Genomic DNA, 16,388 nt, shown 5'->3' with positions numbered 1-16,388 from the left:
ACCGAAACAGGTGGTCAATTTGAACTGGAATTGGGTGGTCAATTTGACCGTTTTTTCCAATAAGGATCTTCTTTCCCTCTCACATTTGCCCACCACCGATTAAGATCATGACTCAATGTTCCTGTGCCAACGCTTCCTAAACGATACTGTTTGGAAATTTGTGATGCGGTGAGGATGACTTCCCTGCTCATTATTAAATAAATTTTGGAAAATTTGTAAGCCCAAATATAGCAATTCTGATCCAAAATGAAGAGGATTAGGGCTCTTTTCAACACTTTAAAACTTCTTTGTTTTAAATTAGAATAAGAATAGAATTTATGCACTAAATTTGCACCAATTCTTAATTCAATTGATTTGTTTTTCTTCTCAAAAAGTAAACCCGTTTTAAAAGAGCTTATCGAAGACTACGTAGATATCCATTCGCATTTATTGCCTGGAATTGACGATGGTTCAAAAGATCTAAATATGACTATAGAGCTAATCCAGTCGCTTAAAAAAATTGGGTTCAGCCAGTTCACCGCCACACCACACATCATTAAAAACATTTGGGACAATGATAAGTCTCAAATTGAAGCGCTTTTAAAAACTACTTCTGCTGACTTAATGGATAGAGGAATTACAGATCCGTTTAGAGCAGCTGCTGAATACATGATGGATGACTCATTTTCAAAGCTATTAAAATCGGAACCGCTTTTAACGATCAAAGACAATTATATTTTGGTAGAAATGTCATACATTAATCCACCAATGCAATTATACGACATCTTATTTGAGATAAGAGTTGCGGGCTACCAACCTATTTTAGCACATCCGGAAAGGTATTTATTTTACCATTCCAATTTTGGCGAATATAAAAAACTCAAAAAAGCAGGCTGCCTGTTACAGTTAAATCTGCTTTCAGCGGTTGGATATTATGGCTCAAATGTAGCCAATGCCGCACAGCAGCTTTTAGAAAAAGGAATGGTTGACCTCACGGGATCTGATGTGCACCATCAAAACCACATCAAAAGTTTTGAAAAGAAAACAGTAGTAAAAGCTACAGATGCCTTAAAGGAAGCCATAAATAACAATAACGAATTTCGATTTTAAGTATTATTTGTCTTTAAGATTAAAAAAAGGAAGCATCTTCAATGTGAAAATGCTTCCTTTTTATTTTTAGCGGCTTAGGTATTATTTCTTGAAAAGTGTTTTGTACCAGGGTAAAACTTCTTCTTCAGCGCCATAGCCATAACCGTAGCCATACCCATACCCATACCCTTTTTTCATGATTTTGGTATCATTCAGTACCAGAGACATATTGGGCAGTTTTTTGTCTTTATAGAACATTTCCGGAATTCGAAGCATGCGTTTGTCCAGATAATTGGCGCGCACCACATAAATAAAGGCATCGGCGTTTTGTGCAGTAATAACGGTATCAGTCACCACTCCCACAGGAGCCGTATCCACAATAATATAATCAAATTGTGATTTTAAATCTTCAAACATTCCAGTAAGTTTTTGGCTCATCAAAAGCTCAGCCGGATTGGGTGGGATAGCTCCAGAAGCTAAGACAGAAAAATGCTCATATTTGTCTAGTTTAGTGATAAAATCTGTAATTTTTGTACCCGATTTAGTCAGATAGTTGGTAAGGCCCTGCGGATTGATCGGTAAATACTCTGATAATTTTGGATTGCGGATATCCATTCCGATTAAAAGGACGCGCTTGCCTGACAAGGCAATGGTGCCTGCCAGATTGACCGCAAGAAATGTTTTTCCTTCACCAGGAATGGTAGAGGTCACAAATATGGTTTTTGCCTTGTCTTCAGAAGTAGAGGACAGCATAAACTCTAAGTTGGTCCTGACCATACGGATGGCTTCTGCCGAACTCGAGCGGCTGTTCATGCTGATCAATTCTTCATGGCTTTCAGAACGCGGAACGTCTCCCAAGAAAGGAATGTTAAGGCGCTTTTCGACATCGCCTCGGTTCTTGATTTTCGTATTTAAGAGGTCCGCAACATAGATAAGGGCGAACGGGATGAGCAGCCCTGCCATAAGGGCCCCTAGATAAACAATCATTTTTTTCGGTGAAACGGGTATGTCAGAACTCAGGCCGCTGTCAATCACTTTGGCACTCTGTTCCGTTGCAGCCAGTGTTAAGGCAGTCTCTTCTCTTTTTTGCAATAGGTAAAGATAAAGGGCTTCTTTTACTTTTTGCTGTCGGTCAATGATTCTAAATTCTCTTTCAAGTCGCGGAACTTGAGATTTCCTGCCCCCAATTGCAGCACCTTCTCGGTCAAGGTTTCTTTTTTTGATCGACAGCGAGGATTGCATTCTAGATAAACTTTGTGCAATATTGGCTTTTAGGGCATTGATTCGTTTATCCGCATTTTGAACCACCGGATTTTCCAGTGTCGCTCCGGCCGCAATACGATTGCGCTCGATTACCATTTTGTTATACTCGCCAATTAGGCTTCCGGCTTCAGAATTTGCTCCTGAAGAAAGCAAATTAGTCGGAATGAGGTCATCAGGTTTGCTGCTGTTCAAAAACTGGACCATCGAAGCAACAACATTCATCTGTATTTCGGTCTCAATCTTTTGCTTTTCATAATCAGATGCGTTTTCTAAAAAAAGCTTGGTCTCTGATTCAATGTCGGTAAGGCTGTTTTGGTTTTTAAAACCTTCAACGTCTTTTTCTACATCGGTCAGTTCATTGGTAATAAACTCCAAACGCTGGCTGATGAAATCGGAAGTCTTTTCAGCAACAAGGTTTTTATCTTCAATGGCATTTTGGTTGTAAAGTGCTACCAGTGTATTCAAGAAATCTTCAGCACGTGCAGGGACTGCATCAACGATAGAAAGTTCCACAACACTCGATGTTTTGCTTAAAGAACTCACGACAAGCTTATTTTTAAAAGCAGCAGTTATTTTAGCAACAGGTGAATAAATACAGTCTATTTCAAATTCCTGATTGTCTTTTTCGGCAGCAAAAATGGTTTTGGTAACGCTAATTTTACCAACTTTGGTGTCAATAATAGTATTGTATTTAAAAACACCCAATTCTTTTTCTAGATAGGCAAGTTTGAAAGTAGCAGCACTTACTGAAGTAACAGTAAAAGTCTCGCTATTATTATTTTCTACAATTTCTTTATTTGGCAAGTAAATAAAATCAATGGGCGAAGCAGTGTAAAGTTCAGCCGATTTCACGCGGCCTTGCATGACATAAGCCACATTTAGTTTTAGCTTTTCAACGGTATTTTCAACTAATGTTCTTGATTTTAAGATTTCAATCTCGTTATCGACGTTGCTTTCGGCACCCCCCAGGCCTCCCAAATCAGAAAGCGCAGACAATTCAGTGGATAGGCCTCCTTTTTTATCATCTTTCACTAAGATAGTTGTGCTTGCGCTGTATAACGGAGTTGCATATCTCAAGTAAAGGAAGGCAAGTAAGAGCGTTGCGAAAACAGCTACGGCAAACCACTTCCAATGGATTAAATATTTTTCAACCTGTTCCCTGATATTAAAGTCAGATTCTTGATTTTCTTGAGAAGAAGAGTCAGTATATGTATTCATAAGATTATCGGATGATGATAGCTACAACCGTAAGAAGTAGAGAGATAGCTGAAATAATAATTCCTGTATTTGGACCTACTGCTGAAGCATTTACCTTCGTTTTGTTAGGCTCCACATACACGTGGTCGTTTTGAGACAAATAATAATAGGGCGAATTGATAAAATCGGCTTTTGTGATATCCACTCTGCCAATTTCTTTTTTTCCGTCTTTTTCCCTAATAACCATAATATTATTTCTAATACCATAATCCGTTAGATCACCGGCCATAGTAATCGCTTCAATTAACGTAATACGCTCACTGGTTATATTCTGAATCCCTGGTTGCTTAACCTCACCACTCACCGTCACTTTAAAATTTAAGATGCGAAGATTAACTTTTGGTTCTTTAATATATTTTTTAAGTTCCGTTTCCATTTTAGCAATGGCTTGGGTTCTCGATAATCCGCCTAACTGGATAGCGCCAATTACAGGAAATTGAATAAACCCTTCTGCGTCAATCAAATAACTATTCATTCGAAGTTGTTGTGTTTCAAATTCAGTAGTAGATTGCATTATTATAGAAGGTAAATTAAAGGGAGCTGCTGCTTCTGCATTTTCTGCCATAACCACGAGCATCAACAAATCATCTGGCTGCAATTTGGTATCAAAATTTGAAGAAGTATCAGAAGCGATTACCTCTTCTATATTTTGATAATAGGCAATTTTCTCTCTTGAAGCACAAGAAAAAAAGAAAACTGGAAATAGAATTAACAAAAATTTTATTGCGTTAGATTTGATCATATCATTATTTTAAGCGTGCAAAGATAACATTTAGAAGGCATAATATATAAATAAATTACTACAGACTTTAAGTTTTTGAATCTAATGTTTCAAAAACAGAATTCATACTTTTAAATTCAGGCACAATGAGTTTCATCTTAGAAACTATTTCTACATTGGAAGTAATTTCTGATGTATCAATTAAATCATGTATGGCAGTACTTACAAAATCATAGTCGTTGAAAATCTCTTCAGCAATCATTATTTTTTCGTGATGCGTTGGAAGTGTTTTGGCAGTATCATTTAATAACTCTTCGTATAATTTTTCACCAGGACGCAAGCCTACAATCTTAATTTTTATTTCTTTTTCTGGAGTATAACCTGCAAGTTTAATCATTTTCCGAGCCAAATCAATAATTTTAACAGGATCTCCCATATCAAATATAAAGATTTCACCACCATTACCCATTGTGCCGGCTTCTAAAACAAGTTGACAAGCTTCGGGGATGGTCATAAAATACCGAATGATATCGGGATGCGTAATGGTGATCGGACCCCCTTCTTCAATCTGCTTTTTAAACAACGGTACAACAGAACCATTGGAACCCAAAACATTTCCAAATCTTGTAGTTATAAATTTGGTACCGCTTGTGTCTAAATTTTTCTTAGCATTAAAATTTAAAGACTGTACATATTTTTCAGCGATGCGCTTGCTGGCTCCCATAACATTACTTGGGTTTACCGCTTTATCGGTGGAAACCATTACAAAACGCTCGGCACCATATTTTAACGAAAGATCAGCCAAAATCTTTGTCCCCATCACATTGGTAAAAATCGCCTGTGAAGGATTTTCTTCCATCAAAGGTACATGTTTATAAGCTGCGGCGTGGTACACTACCTGAGGGCGATACAATTTAAAAACCTGCTTGATGACTTGTTTGTTTCTGACATCGGCCAAAACATTATGAATTTGGATATCAGGATTCAATCCCGCAATTTCAAGACAAAGAGTATGTAAAGGTGTTTCGGCTTGATCCAGAATAATAATTCGTTGTGGATTAAAATGCAGCACTTGTCGCACGATCTCGCTTCCGATTGATCCCGCTGCACCTGTAACCATAATCGTTTTACCACGCAATTGAGAGGATATTGACTTCATATCAAGCACAATAGGCTTACGTTCTAACAAATCTTGAATTTCAAAACTCTTGATGCTCTTTGAAATTTCTTCTTGATTTTCCCAATCGGTAATTAACGGAATAGTAAAAACCTTGTAATTGTATTCTAAACACTCTTCAACAATTGCCAAACGCTCTTCCTTAGTCAAGGTCTTATCTGCAATAATCAATGATTCAGCCCCTACCGAACGCATAATCACAGGCACACGCCTTTTCATTTGCAAAATAGGAAGGTCTAAAATTCGCTTAGAGCCGTTTTGGCTTAATTTATCGATAAACCCGATTAATTTGAAACGACTGGGCACTTCAGCGCGCAAGGCATTGGCCACAGCAATAGCATTGGCGTCGAAACCAAATATAACCGCTTTTGTCCTTCCTTCGTCTTTTGAGATATTTAAATATTTTTCAAAAGTCTGCTTTACAACAATACGGTAAAAAAACAAAAAGAAGAAAGACAATACGCCATTAATAAAAAGGCCAGTATTTAAGAAAATTTTAAAATCATGATCCAGCAAAAAAATAAAATTGACTAGTGCCAGCGTTATTAGGGTGCAAAACTGCCCGAAAAATATTTTAACGCCGTCAATATAAGAAGAATGGCGAATTATGCCCGAATAGGTTCGAAACACCCAGAAAAAGAAAATATTGACCCCTAAATAAAGTAAGGCCCCATGAAGTAAATAGGCAATCGGAATATAACGAAGTTTCATCCCAATCAATAAACTATAGGTTAAAACTCCTGCAGCGAAAATAGTGGCAATATCAAGCAACAGGACAACCCAACGCGGCAGGTACCCTAAATTTTTTAAATTAAAATCAAATCGAGCACTTAAAAGTACTTGCGATATCCCCGATCTCAAATCGTTTTTTTCTTTTTCTTTCAATGTCTAATTTTTTTATGGGGGAAAACTATGCATAGTTGTCAGCAAAGTTATATAAAAAAAATAAAGGTTAACATAGTATCATTTTTTTATTTAAGGGGAATAATAAAAATAAGGCCGCCACCTTTATTCCATTTTCGAAACGACTCCCTACTCTCTATTGAAAACTCCCTATTACTCCCCACCCACTACTAAAAAAAAAAGCTCCGATTTCTCGAAGCTTTTAGACAGTGGTTAGCGTTTTCTTTTAGGCCGCGCAATCCATTTCAGCAATACCGATGCAGCAAAACTAGCTGCGGCACCGATGATGGCAAGCAGTACCGTGCGCAAAATATCAGAAGAAAACAGATGGGGCAAGGCACTGAGTATCGTCCCGACAGCAGTGCCATTTCGTAGGGAAATAACCGCTCCCATTACACTGGTTTTTTCACTTTTTTTGAGACGGGCAGCTGCTGGGATGGGGCAGAAACGTCCGATACCGTAATCTGGCTGACCGCTGAAAGAATACTGCCCGCAACCGCCAGATAGCCCGCAACGCTGACAATTGTGGCAGGCAGCGCAATCGGCGCTGCAGCAATGCTGGCACTGATGCCCAGCAGGCTCAGTCCTACAGAACGAAGTATTTTAAAAAATTTAGGGGTGGGCGCCTGCGCCCTTTTGATAATATTCATGATTTCTTTTTTTTAAGGAATTGATAATGTGGCGTCACGCCTTTTTAGATAGCGTCCCAGACAAGGCATGCAGCTTCTGGAAAGCTTTTTTTTAAAACCACAGCGGCTCCACTTTCCAGTGCGAGAGCTGGCCAGGTGCATTACAGCCCTGTAATTCGCACTGCCCATCATGGGCCGGATGCAGTAAAACAAAGCTTCAGTGGGGAACGCCCAGGCAATGCAGGGGTAAAACACAAAGTGCGGTCCTGCCATTTCATAACGCCCGGCGTCCCCTCTGAATAACAAATTCTTTTCAACAGCAGTTCGAGGCTACAAGCCACTTACCTTTAACACCGACAGGGCATTGAAGGCACCGTTCTTGAGCGGATAAAGCTGTTGGTTGATTTCTTGGTAAAATTCAATACCGACAACCAGAAACAGTACGTTGGTACTGGCGGCAGGAAGAGCATTTTCCAAATCCAGGGGCCCAGTGAGAACGCTGTCCCAAGGCAAGAGGGCTGTAGAAGAAGAGGCGGTTGCAAAGGTTTCTGCCTCAAAGTCAATGGCGGTGCCCGCAGTATGAATTTTAAAATGCGTCGTGCCCCCCGGTGCATTGATCATGTTCGAAGGTACAAACGGTTCAAAAGTCACGCCCGCCGTTCCAGCCGTACGATCCAGAACTGCGGTGTAGGGCGCAAAAAGCGTGGTCCTCAAGGCACCTCTGATATTGAACTCAAAGCCGGTCAGCAGTTCCGCCTCGCCATCAATGACGTTGCGCAATCCCCTGTCGCTGACCTGGTCCGCTTGGATAACCTTGATCATTTCCTTGGTAAGGCGTCCCACCATGCGGCTGTCGGAAGCATGCAGCAAAAGCGCCCTGATCGATGTACGCAGCAAGCGCCCGGCCTTTCCAGCACGCCCAAATTCAGCACCGTTTTCTCTCGTTCGTTGAAAGGCAGGGTCATTCGCAATACGGTTGGCGTCAATGCCCCCCTTTTCTCTTGCAATATATCCGTCTTTCGTTTTGTAAAAAGTAATATCCCCGATAGTACCTTTTAATTTGATAATCCCCTTTTGTCTGGCCATAATTGTAAATTTTAAAAGTTTTAAATGAATTGTTCTCCATCCTCGTTGCAACAGTTTGTAGATGACGGCACAAAGATGCAAAACATTGATTGTCAAATCCTAACAGTGCAGACCCTAACGACCGCTAACGACCGCTGACGTAGTAAAACGACCTGATGCTGGGCCTGCAAATTGGAGGCTCAGAATCGTTTGAAAGCAGGTAAATGAGTGTAGGTAGAATAAAAACCAATGGGTGGGCCGTTATAATCATGACCAGTGGCCAAAGCACCAGCATGTCCCAGAAATCGTTCCCAACTTCCGTGCGCCTTGTGAGAAAGCACAGCTATTTTGGTAAAACTTTGCCAAAACTTTAAAAATAAAAGCATGAAGCCACAATACGCCAGAGCCTGCATCTACCCAAAAGACATCCAGAACATAACCGGTAAGTCCTACAAGCAATCCCGCCTGTACCTCAACAGGATCAAGGCACATTTGGGCAGACAGCCAGCCCAATGGGTGTCCATAGAAGAATTTTGTGAATACTCGGGCCTGAAGCCAGAACACGTCAGCCAATTCATAAGATAATGCATCCCGCAACACAAAACCCGCAATACTCACTACTCAATACTGATCACAGAACACGGAACACTAAAACCGTACGCCCAAGCCCCGACAGCACTAAAAAAACAACCCATAACTTATCTTATCAATTCGCGAATTGATAAATGCTTATTTAGTTTTGGCACACCCAATCACATACATTTGCGGGTAGCAAACACGCCTGCCGCCTGTAAATCCAAAGCAATGTCCGACAAGTTAAATCCGCTGCGAATCAAAAACCTCTACCAGATGCTTTTCGAAATGGCTACTGGAAACCTCTCCTATAGGCTAAATGCAAAAGGAGAAAGCTTGGCAGAATCGCTGAATGCCTTCGCTGCTACCATGCAGTTAGAAATTTCACATTCCAGATATGTCATCCCGCACTACACCTATCAGAATCTCGTTAGAATGACTTTTATTCTTACCAGTAACTTTACAATTAAAGATGTGAATCAGGAAGCACTGGAAATATTGGGCTATGACGCAAAACAACTGCTAGACAGGCATTTTGAAAATATCATAGCGTCACAGTCCGGTGCGCTTTGGGAACAATTGAAAAAAGAAATTGATTCCGATGATAATTACCACGCAACAGTCTACCTGATTTTCTTGACGAATGAAAAAATGTTCCTCACTGCTTTCTGTTCCATTTCAAAAACGGTCCGCAGTAAGAAGATACACGTCAGCTCTGTTGCCACGATACTCCAAGACATAATGGCTGATAAGGCGGGTAACTCTAAAGCCCTTGCTCCAAAGCTGGCCGATGCAGATCTCGCGCAACTGGTCTATGAATATATCAGGGGAAATTTGGAAAATCCGCTTCCCAACGTGCAGGAACTTTCAAAAATGTTCGGCGTAAACGATTTCAGATTAAAAGACAGTTTCCGGCATTTCTTTGGCACAAGCATCTACCAATGTTACAATGAGCAAAGGCTCAAGAAGGCGCACGACCTGATAGCCAACACGGAACTGCCACTCAAATCAATTCCTTACAGCTGCGGTTTCAACGACTATGGTGTCTTCTCAAAAGCATTTAAGAAAAAATACCAGTACAGTCCCAGCGAACTATTCCGAAAGACCACACGGGACTGACCTTTTCAAAATCAACATGATATATTCCCGATTCGACAACTACCAAAGCATTGAATTAAAGAACTTTACGATATGATTTTTTTAATAATTGATGGTAATGAAAAGAAAAGTTCAGATACGGCAACACATTTTTAACGGCATAGCAACAGCATTCATACTGCTCTTCTGCTATGCGGCAACAAGCAAGATTATAGATTTTGAGAATTTTCAGGTGCAGCTGGCGCAGTCGCCGATGCTTAGCGCATTTTCTGACGAACTTTCTTTTGCCGTACCGATTTCTGAATTTTTGATTGTCATTCTTTTCATGATTCGAAGATACAAGTTTACGGCAATGTTTCTGTCATTTACGATAATGATAATGTTTACCGCATACATCTACATGATACTGAATTATAGCCCTTATGTCCCCTGTTCCTGCGGAGGCGTATTAGAGAAATTAGGATGGAAGGAACATATGATATTCAACATTGCATTTATTCTTATGGCCGTAGTTGCCATAATAATCTATCCCCAAGAGAAACTAATCGGTACAAATACAATTACGGATTATGAAAACTAAATTTAAGATAATTGTTCTTTTATCAATGGCGGTGGTTGCGTCTGTCTCAGTCGTCTATCTTTTTAAGCTCTCAGAAGAAAAAATGAGATTTCACAATAGCTTTACCAGGAGGTTTCCGCCCCATATGGCTGACCAATTGAACAGCTTGGAACTCAAATACAATTCCTATTATTTCGCTGGTGCGGCTGACGGAAAGATTTATCTTGGAAATACCACAGCGCCTCTATTGGTAACAGTTTTAGACTCCTCTTTAAAAGTAACGGAAACCTATAAAATCGGGTTAAAAACACTCTTGCCTGCAATGAACCGTCCACAAATCAAAGTTGATCCGCCCTATTTTTATCTTTATGAAGGCAGCATTCCTTACATATACAGCGGATTTATTTATGATTGGAAAGCAAAAATCATGAGCAATACAGGGTATTTGTTTTCTCAACTACAACCAATTGAAGATAATAAATTGGCAGTTAGGCATAGCGACCCGCTGACCGCTGAAAATATAATTGGCACCATCGACCTCAACGACACGCTAAATAACAAACTTGAAAAAAAAATATTGCAAAAAGAGTCCGATGGGATATTTGAGACCGATGGGATACTGACGGGGGATGGAAAGAAACTGGTTTATGTCTACTATTACCGTAATAAGTTTGTGGCTACAGACGGCAATCTGACAAATATTCATGAAGGAAAAACAATAGATACAATTAGTAATCCAAAACTGAAACTGATAAGGATAAAAAGCAAAAATGCAACGACTTTTGAAAAAATGCCCCTGCTGGTCAACCGTCTCGCTGCAGCTAATGAAGGGTGGCTTTTTGTAAACTCACAGTTGATGGGACAGAAGGAACCTGAGCAGATGTGGAAATCGTCAAGCATCATTGACATATACGAAATAGAAACCGCTGCCTATCTGGCCAGTATCTATATAGATGATATCGCAGACCATAAGATTAAAAGTATTATTGTAATTGGCGGTAATTTATACGCTATGGGAGAAAAACAAATTACGAGGTATAAGCTTCGTCGCTTTCTTGCGTATCCCAGACGATAAAAAACCTATTTCGGCCGGAATAGCAGGGGAAGATCGAAAACCTGTAAGAGAGTAGATCTAAATTTTTAATATTTATATTATGAACACTATTTTTTTAAAAAAAGTTTCGATGCCTGTTGCAGTAGCAATCTTGGGTATCGCTGGTGCATTCGCAACCACTTCAATGGCTTCTAATAAGGCCTCAGTAAATGTATGGGGGCATAAATTCACATCTTCAGCAGTGCCTTGTGATGAGATAAAAATGTGCCAGACAGAAAACAACGGTATCCTTTGCAGAGTCGATGATTCAGATGACACAAGTCTACAGCTAAAAGGCAAGATTTCTCCAACTGTGTGTCCGACCACACTCTATCGCATTTTGTAACTCCTTTAAAAAAGCCGTTTCTCTCGAAACGGCTTTCGTTTTTTATAATATTTCACAACTTGAAAGGCAAAGCCCATGTAGGCTTTTCCATACCTTTCAGGTAATGCCCGAACCACTCCATTACTTTCAGGGTCAGGTTTCGCTGGTTTGCCTTTTCTCGCAAGGCATGATCCTCACCTTCATACAGCAACAGGGTGCATTCTTTTCCCAAGATTCTCATAGCGCTAAATAGTTCCATAGTCTGCATCGGACTCACCTGTATGTCGTCTGAACCGACCCACAAAAGCAACGGCGTCTTGATATCTGGGGCAAATCGCAACGGTGAATTTTTCAAATATCCATCCCAATTTTCAAATGGCGACGAATCCATCCTTGGCTGGTGTGTCGTATAGCGCCATGAGTCGAAAAGCTTGTCATTATTGTTCAGCGAAAAATAGCCGCTGATAAAATCATTCATGCTGGAACCCGCAATTGCCACAGAAAAGAGATCCGTCTGCGAAATGATAAAATTAGTCTCATACCCTCCAAAAGAAGCTCCCATAAGCCCAATCTTTTTCCGGTCGATCGAGGCATTGGAAATTGCTTTTTCTGTTCCCGCCACTACGCAGTCTACGGCAGATTGGCCCACGGAACCTGTTTCATAATAAATGTCCGGTCGAAAGACGAAATAACCTTCCGACGAAAGCAGCGAAGGATTGAATCCCGTCTCATTGGCAAGCGAAGGATTCATATAGTCATGCAATCGGTGAGATTGGCGCTCGTATACATACACTACCATCGGATATTTTTTAGCAGGGTCATAATGGTGCGGATAATACAATATGCCGCTCATCGGCTTTCCTGTTTTGTTTGTATAGTGCAATAATTTTGTTTTGCCAAAATCATAACGGTCTTGCTGGACGTTGCTGGATATTAAAACCTGCTCCTCTGACTTAGCTGCGTTGCCAACTACGAGCCGTGGTGGCAGGTCGCTACGCTGTTCCATATACCGGTAGCTCTTCCTGTCCTTGGAAAAAGCAAATCCTGTAATTTTTGCCTCCTTATAAACCAGCGTATCTAGTTTTTTTTCCTGAAGCAAAAAGAATCCCGTTCGCCTGTGGTCTGCCGTCCGCCCTTGCAGGACTACAGGCTTGCTCAGGTCAAGCATAGCTTCTTTTTGGAAATGAACTGTCGGATGTCCGTCCGCATTATAGAAGCGGAAAACCATTCCTGTTTCCTTTCCTTTTGTCAGTCGGGTACGTCTGCCATTGGAGGCCGTGTACTTCCAGATATCATATTGGTCATAATACAGCAGGTCCGCATCAGCAGTACTCCATAAGGGAGCTCCAGCTGGCAATGGCGCACTGGGTCTGTCAAAACCTTCCAGTTCGACGCTTCCTTCCTCTTTCCTGCTGGCGCGCACGCGTTTGCCACTCCCAATCGAATACTGCCACCAATCGCCATCCTTGAAATACGCGATGAATTTGCCTCCGGGAGAAACAGAAAGCATTTCATCGAAACCGGAAAAACGTTCCAGAAATAGCGATTTCTTGCCGGTTGCAAGATTCCTGATATAGATATCGCGGTCAGGATGATGGCTCATCGTCGGCAGGTATTGATGGAAATCATAAACCAGAGCAACACTCTGGTTGCCGGCAAGGATTACTTCTTCCGACATTTTGGTACCAATCAAATCAAGCGTCTTTTTCGCAGGATGCCATACTGAGAATAGAAATTCCCCCTCGCCTGCCCTTATCTGGTTTACGGGATATGATTCCTTATCGCTACTGTTCCAAATCTGGAGGCCGGGTTCCTGTGAGAGCTGTCTTTTCGCAATGCCTCTCAGGCTGAGAAAAAGCCGTTCCCCATCATCAGCAACCCGAAAGTCATGCAGAAATATAGGAGCCAGTTCCATTCCTTCAGGCATCTCTGCCGAATCTCTGTCCAAAGGGTAGAGCTTCTTTCGGGACAGGTCATAAAAAAAGGCGGCAGTATTGGTACGCTTCCCTTTTTGGTCTGTCGTGACGGGTGCAAAAGCAATCGATCGTCCCGCAGGCTGCCAAGAGAAGACATTTATAGGAATGGTACTTTCCGCTATAGTGATGCTCTTGATTTCGTTTCCAAACGAAGCAAGCTTCACTTTATAGGCGGGGCCCTCTTGTACGCAGTAAGCGATGCCGTCCAGATTGTCATTTAGGGCATAATCGGTCACATCCTTCAGGCTCCACAGTACTTTCCCTTCTAAGGAAAGTACAAATAATGTCTTCGTGCTTCCCTGCAAAAACTCTGCAAACAGCAGGCTTCCGCCTTTCACGGGCTGGTAGTCAGAAATACCGCTTGCTTCAACGGAGGTACCAGTTTCCAGATCAGTAATTTGCAGCACATTGTTTTGAAAGAGGCAGGCGAAAGAGCTTTTCCCAAGAAACCGGCCCTGCTTTCCCTTAGGGAAAGCATAGGTCTTGGCATAGCGGGTACTTCTTGCAAAAAGAGTATCGGTATTCTCATAAGAGAGTTTATAGGCTCCCCAGCTTGCATCTTCTGACAGGCCGTTGGCAAAAAGCGAATGCCACTGGCTCAAATCAGATGATCCCAGTTGGAGTACATTTTTTTCCTGCCCCTGAAAGCAGGCGGTACCACTAAAAAATACGGCAAGACACAAGACAAATATATTGGAAATCTTCATGTTAGTATTTTTACAATAATTAATAGCCATTATTTTGTGGTTGCAGGTTTGGGTTGAGAAGAAGTTCTGATTCTGGCAGTGGAAAGAACGCCCTGCTGCTATTCCATCCTGGCTTTATCGGACTTAACGTCTCGTCCAGCTTTCCCGTTCTTTTCAAGTCGAAAAAACGGTGCCCGTATTCCGTAAACAATTCCACACGTCGCTCGCGCAGTACCGCTTCTATAAGCTGTTCCTGAGTCACCGCTTCCGTATCTCCCAGTCCAGATTGGTGCCTGATGGCATTGAGGTCTTCAATGGCGCCGCTCAGTTCACCCTGCCTTGCCCTCGCTTCACTCCTGATGAGGTACAGCTCTGCCACGCGCAGTACTTTCGAAAATTCGGTCTGGGCCATTTCTCCTTCGCCAGCCCTGTATTTGTTGGCCTTGTAATGTACTGCCGTGCCGTCAGTGATTTCTTGAATCCACAGCATGCGCCTCTGGTCTTCCGGCTCAAATGCATTTGCCAGCAGTACTGCCATAGCATTGTCATTTGGCGGATTGGTTGCAAAATGAAACGTAACCGCTTCAAGCGTATTTCGCGGGGAAAAGCCTGCTGAAAACTGAAAAATAGTGCCTTTCGATTCGATAAGAAAAGTTTCAGACAGGCCGGGATCAAATCCATAGGTACTGCTTTCATTCAGCACGGCAGAAGCATGGTCAGCCGCTTCCGACCAGTGCTCTTGGTACAGGCAGATTCTGGCGAGCAATGCCCGCGCCGCAAATCGGTTCGCACGGGTGCGGTCTGAGACAATATATTCAGTTGGCAATAACGCTAAGGCCTCCAGCAGATCCTGCTGGGCGATCTCATAAATTTGCGATGTGCTTTTTTTAGGCGCCGTACGGTTGGAAATATAATCAGTCGTTGCGATATACGGTACGCTGCCATACAAGTTGGTTAGGTAAAAATGAAGCAGGGCTCTGATAAAAAGGGCCTCACCTTTCAGTTGGTTTCGGTCTGCCGATAGCAGGCTTTGCGACTGCTCTACGCCATAGATCACAGCATTCGCGCCATAGATTTGGCTGTACGCACTGTTCCATGTGTTTTTTACAGTAGTGGAAGCCGGAAGAAGTCCGTTAGAATGGTATAAAAAACCATCCTCCCCCGTGGAGGCATAAAAGTCAAGCTCATCGGCATAGAGTCCCAGGCTGTAAGAGAGCCCACTGCTGGAACCGCTCAGCATTCCGTTCTCGCGCATCTTGGCATAGACTTCAGTAAGCGCAGCCGTGGCCGTGCTTCTGTCTTCAAATACCAGAGGTGTCGAAAGTTGGGAGTCAGGAACCTCCACTTCCACGAACGAATCACACCCTGAACCATAAAACAATAACGCTGACAGGCACAGCCAGCATAAGAGCGGTGCCTGCAGGCGATTTAAGATTGTATTTTTTTTGCTTTTCATAATTTTGTATTTTTAGGTTAGAAGGAAAGTCCGATACCGCCCGTGATAGTCCGTAGCGGCGGCAGGTAGCCTCCGTTGGTAAATTCCGGATCGCCTCCTTTAAAGTCAGTCAGCGTAAATAGGTTCTGCGCTTGCAACGACAGCTGGCAGGCCACTCCGGTTGTTTTCTCAACTGGCACATCCCAAGTAAGCGACACATTTTTAAGGCGTACAAAAGAAGCATCCGCGACTATGGCATTGCTGCTGCCATACCGCGAACTTGCGGCTACAGCATCAGGATTAAATCCCGCTGTATAGATTTGGGTAGCACCTGTTGCGCCATTGATTGTAGTATGGTCAAGGATAGCGGTAGACTGGTTGCGCATGTCCCCGCCAAATCCCATGCTGCGAGAGAGGTCTCGGTTTTCCTGCTTTACGAATTGGAAAAGAAAATCCAATCGTAGATTTTTATACTGAATCTCATTCTGGATGCCTCCATTGCAAATTCCAGTGATATTGACCACCCGATTCCAGTTTAAAGTGAGCACCTAATTCCAGTT

14 protein-coding genes and 1 pseudogene are annotated in these 16,388 nt (G+C 42.1%); 5 read left to right on the top strand and 10 right to left on the bottom strand.

Going from position 1 to position 16,388, the window contains the following annotated elements:
* Window positions 1–53: 53 nt before the first annotated feature.
* A pseudogene (locus EG849_RS15890) lies at window positions 54–191 on the bottom strand (ABC transporter ATP-binding protein); the annotation flags it as partial.
* 163 nt (window positions 192–354) lie between these two features.
* On the opposite strand from EG849_RS15890, the gene EG849_RS14980 reads away from it, so the two are divergent.
* Window positions 355–1,089, top strand: coding sequence for a tyrosine-protein phosphatase (locus tag EG849_RS14980; protein WP_125014178.1), 735 nt, complete (start codon window positions 355–357; stop codon window positions 1,087–1,089).
* Between the two features lie 81 nt (window positions 1,090–1,170).
* Here EG849_RS14980 and EG849_RS14975 read toward each other — a convergent pair whose 3' ends face one another.
* The 6 genes from EG849_RS14975 to EG849_RS14950 all read right to left on the bottom strand — a co-directional run bounded on the left by EG849_RS14975 (window position 1,171) and on the right by EG849_RS14950 (window position 8,104).
* Complete coding sequence (locus EG849_RS14975; RefSeq protein ID WP_125014176.1) at window positions 1,171–3,549, bottom strand: GumC family protein; 2,379 nt, start codon at window positions 3,547–3,549, stop codon at window positions 1,171–1,173.
* Window positions 3,550–3,553: 4 nt separating this feature from the next.
* Window positions 3,554–4,330: a polysaccharide biosynthesis/export family protein gene (locus tag EG849_RS14970; protein WP_125014174.1), complete on the bottom strand. Its 777-nt coding sequence runs from the start codon at window positions 4,328–4,330 to the stop codon at window positions 3,554–3,556.
* A gap of 67 nt (window positions 4,331–4,397) precedes the next feature.
* Window positions 4,398–6,371 (bottom strand): polysaccharide biosynthesis protein, encoded by a 1,974-nt coding sequence (locus EG849_RS14965; protein ID WP_125014172.1) that lies wholly within the window; start codon window positions 6,369–6,371, stop codon window positions 4,398–4,400.
* 231 nt (window positions 6,372–6,602) lie between these two features.
* Window positions 6,603–6,782: a hypothetical protein gene (locus EG849_RS14960; RefSeq protein ID WP_125014170.1), complete on the bottom strand. Its 180-nt coding sequence runs from the start codon at window positions 6,780–6,782 to the stop codon at window positions 6,603–6,605.
* A complete protein-coding gene (locus EG849_RS14955) occupies window positions 6,782–7,039 on the bottom strand; it encodes a hypothetical protein (protein ID WP_125014168.1) in 258 nt (85 codons plus the stop codon). Before EG849_RS14955 ends, EG849_RS14960 begins: the two co-directional genes overlap by 1 nt.
* A gap of 309 nt (window positions 7,040–7,348) precedes the next feature.
* Complete coding sequence (locus EG849_RS14950) at window positions 7,349–8,104, bottom strand: hypothetical protein (RefSeq protein WP_125014166.1); 756 nt, start codon at window positions 8,102–8,104, stop codon at window positions 7,349–7,351.
* 783 nt (window positions 8,105–8,887) lie between these two features.
* Here EG849_RS14950 and EG849_RS14940 point away from each other — a divergent pair.
* The 4 genes from EG849_RS14940 to EG849_RS14925 all read left to right on the top strand — a co-directional run bounded on the left by EG849_RS14940 (window position 8,888) and on the right by EG849_RS14925 (window position 11,752).
* Window positions 8,888–9,775 carry a helix-turn-helix domain-containing protein gene (locus EG849_RS14940; RefSeq protein ID WP_125014161.1) on the top strand — a complete coding sequence of 296 codons (888 nt, stop codon included), beginning with the start codon at window positions 8,888–8,890 and terminating at the stop codon, window positions 9,773–9,775.
* 97 nt (window positions 9,776–9,872) lie between these two features.
* Window positions 9,873–10,334, top strand: coding sequence for a MauE/DoxX family redox-associated membrane protein (locus EG849_RS14935; protein ID WP_125014159.1), 462 nt, complete (start codon window positions 9,873–9,875; stop codon window positions 10,332–10,334).
* Complete coding sequence (locus EG849_RS14930; RefSeq protein ID WP_125014157.1) at window positions 10,324–11,388, top strand: hypothetical protein; 1,065 nt, start codon at window positions 10,324–10,326, stop codon at window positions 11,386–11,388. Before EG849_RS14935 ends, EG849_RS14930 begins: the two co-directional genes overlap by 11 nt.
* Window positions 11,389–11,467: 79 nt before the next feature.
* Window positions 11,468–11,752, top strand: coding sequence for a hypothetical protein (locus tag EG849_RS14925; protein ID WP_125014155.1), 285 nt, complete (start codon window positions 11,468–11,470; stop codon window positions 11,750–11,752).
* 52 nt (window positions 11,753–11,804) lie between these two features.
* Here EG849_RS14925 and EG849_RS14920 read toward each other — a convergent pair whose 3' ends face one another.
* Genes EG849_RS14920 through EG849_RS14910 form a run of 3 tightly spaced genes read right to left on the bottom strand, consistent with a single transcriptional unit; the run spans window position 11,805 to window position 16,232 of the window.
* The gene (locus EG849_RS14920; protein WP_158611962.1) at window positions 11,805–14,414 is read right to left on the bottom strand and encodes a S9 family peptidase; all 2,610 of its coding nucleotides are present in this window, start codon (window positions 14,412–14,414) and stop codon (window positions 11,805–11,807) included.
* Between the two features lie 19 nt (window positions 14,415–14,433).
* Window positions 14,434–15,849, bottom strand: coding sequence for a RagB/SusD family nutrient uptake outer membrane protein (locus tag EG849_RS14915; RefSeq protein ID WP_125014151.1), 1,416 nt, complete (start codon window positions 15,847–15,849; stop codon window positions 14,434–14,436).
* A 17-nt stretch (window positions 15,850–15,866) separates the two neighbouring features.
* Window positions 15,867–16,232 carry a TonB-dependent receptor gene (locus EG849_RS14910; RefSeq protein ID WP_125014149.1) on the bottom strand — a complete coding sequence of 122 codons (366 nt, stop codon included), beginning with the start codon at window positions 16,230–16,232 and terminating at the stop codon, window positions 15,867–15,869.
* Window positions 16,233–16,388 lie beyond the last annotated feature (156 nt).

Origin of the sequence: Flavobacterium macacae (genome assembly GCF_003865365.1) — a bacterium.
In the GTDB taxonomy this organism is placed as follows: Bacteria; Bacteroidota; Bacteroidia; order Flavobacteriales; family Flavobacteriaceae; genus Flavobacterium; species Flavobacterium macacae.
The sequence above is the reverse complement of the archived record's forward strand: the minus strand, read 5'-3'. Positions and strand labels throughout refer to the sequence as shown.

Bases quoted from the DNA above. Each gene is read 5' to 3' on its own strand.
- EG849_RS14975 (WP_125014176.1), bottom strand. From the start codon at position 3,549: ATGAATACATATACTGACTCTTCTTCTCAAGAAAATCAAGAATCTGAC.
- EG849_RS14970 (WP_125014174.1), bottom strand. From the start codon at position 4,330: ATGATCAAATCTAACGCAATAAAATTTTTGTTAATTCTATTTCCAGTT.
- EG849_RS14960 (WP_125014170.1), bottom strand. From the start codon at position 6,782: ATGGGAGCGGTTATTTCCCTACGAAATGGCACTGCTGTCGGGACGATA.
- EG849_RS14955 (WP_125014168.1), bottom strand. From the start codon at position 7,039: ATGAATATTATCAAAAGGGCGCAGGCGCCCACCCCTAAATTTTTTAAA.
- EG849_RS14950 (WP_125014166.1), bottom strand. From the start codon at position 8,104: ATGGCCAGACAAAAGGGGATTATCAAATTAAAAGGTACTATCGGGGAT.
- EG849_RS14940 (WP_125014161.1), top strand. From the start codon at position 8,888: ATGTCCGACAAGTTAAATCCGCTGCGAATCAAAAACCTCTACCAGATG.
- EG849_RS14935 (WP_125014159.1), top strand. From the start codon at position 9,873: ATGAAAAGAAAAGTTCAGATACGGCAACACATTTTTAACGGCATAGCA.
- EG849_RS14930 (WP_125014157.1), top strand. From the start codon at position 10,324: ATGAAAACTAAATTTAAGATAATTGTTCTTTTATCAATGGCGGTGGTT.
- EG849_RS14925 (WP_125014155.1), top strand. From the start codon at position 11,468: ATGAACACTATTTTTTTAAAAAAAGTTTCGATGCCTGTTGCAGTAGCA.
- EG849_RS14920 (WP_158611962.1), bottom strand. From the start codon at position 14,414: ATGAAGATTTCCAATATATTTGTCTTGTGTCTTGCCGTATTTTTTAGT.
- EG849_RS14915 (WP_125014151.1), bottom strand. From the start codon at position 15,849: ATGAAAAGCAAAAAAAATACAATCTTAAATCGCCTGCAGGCACCGCTC.
- EG849_RS14910 (WP_125014149.1), bottom strand. From the start codon at position 16,232: ATGGGATTTGGCGGGGACATGCGCAACCAGTCTACCGCTATCCTTGAC.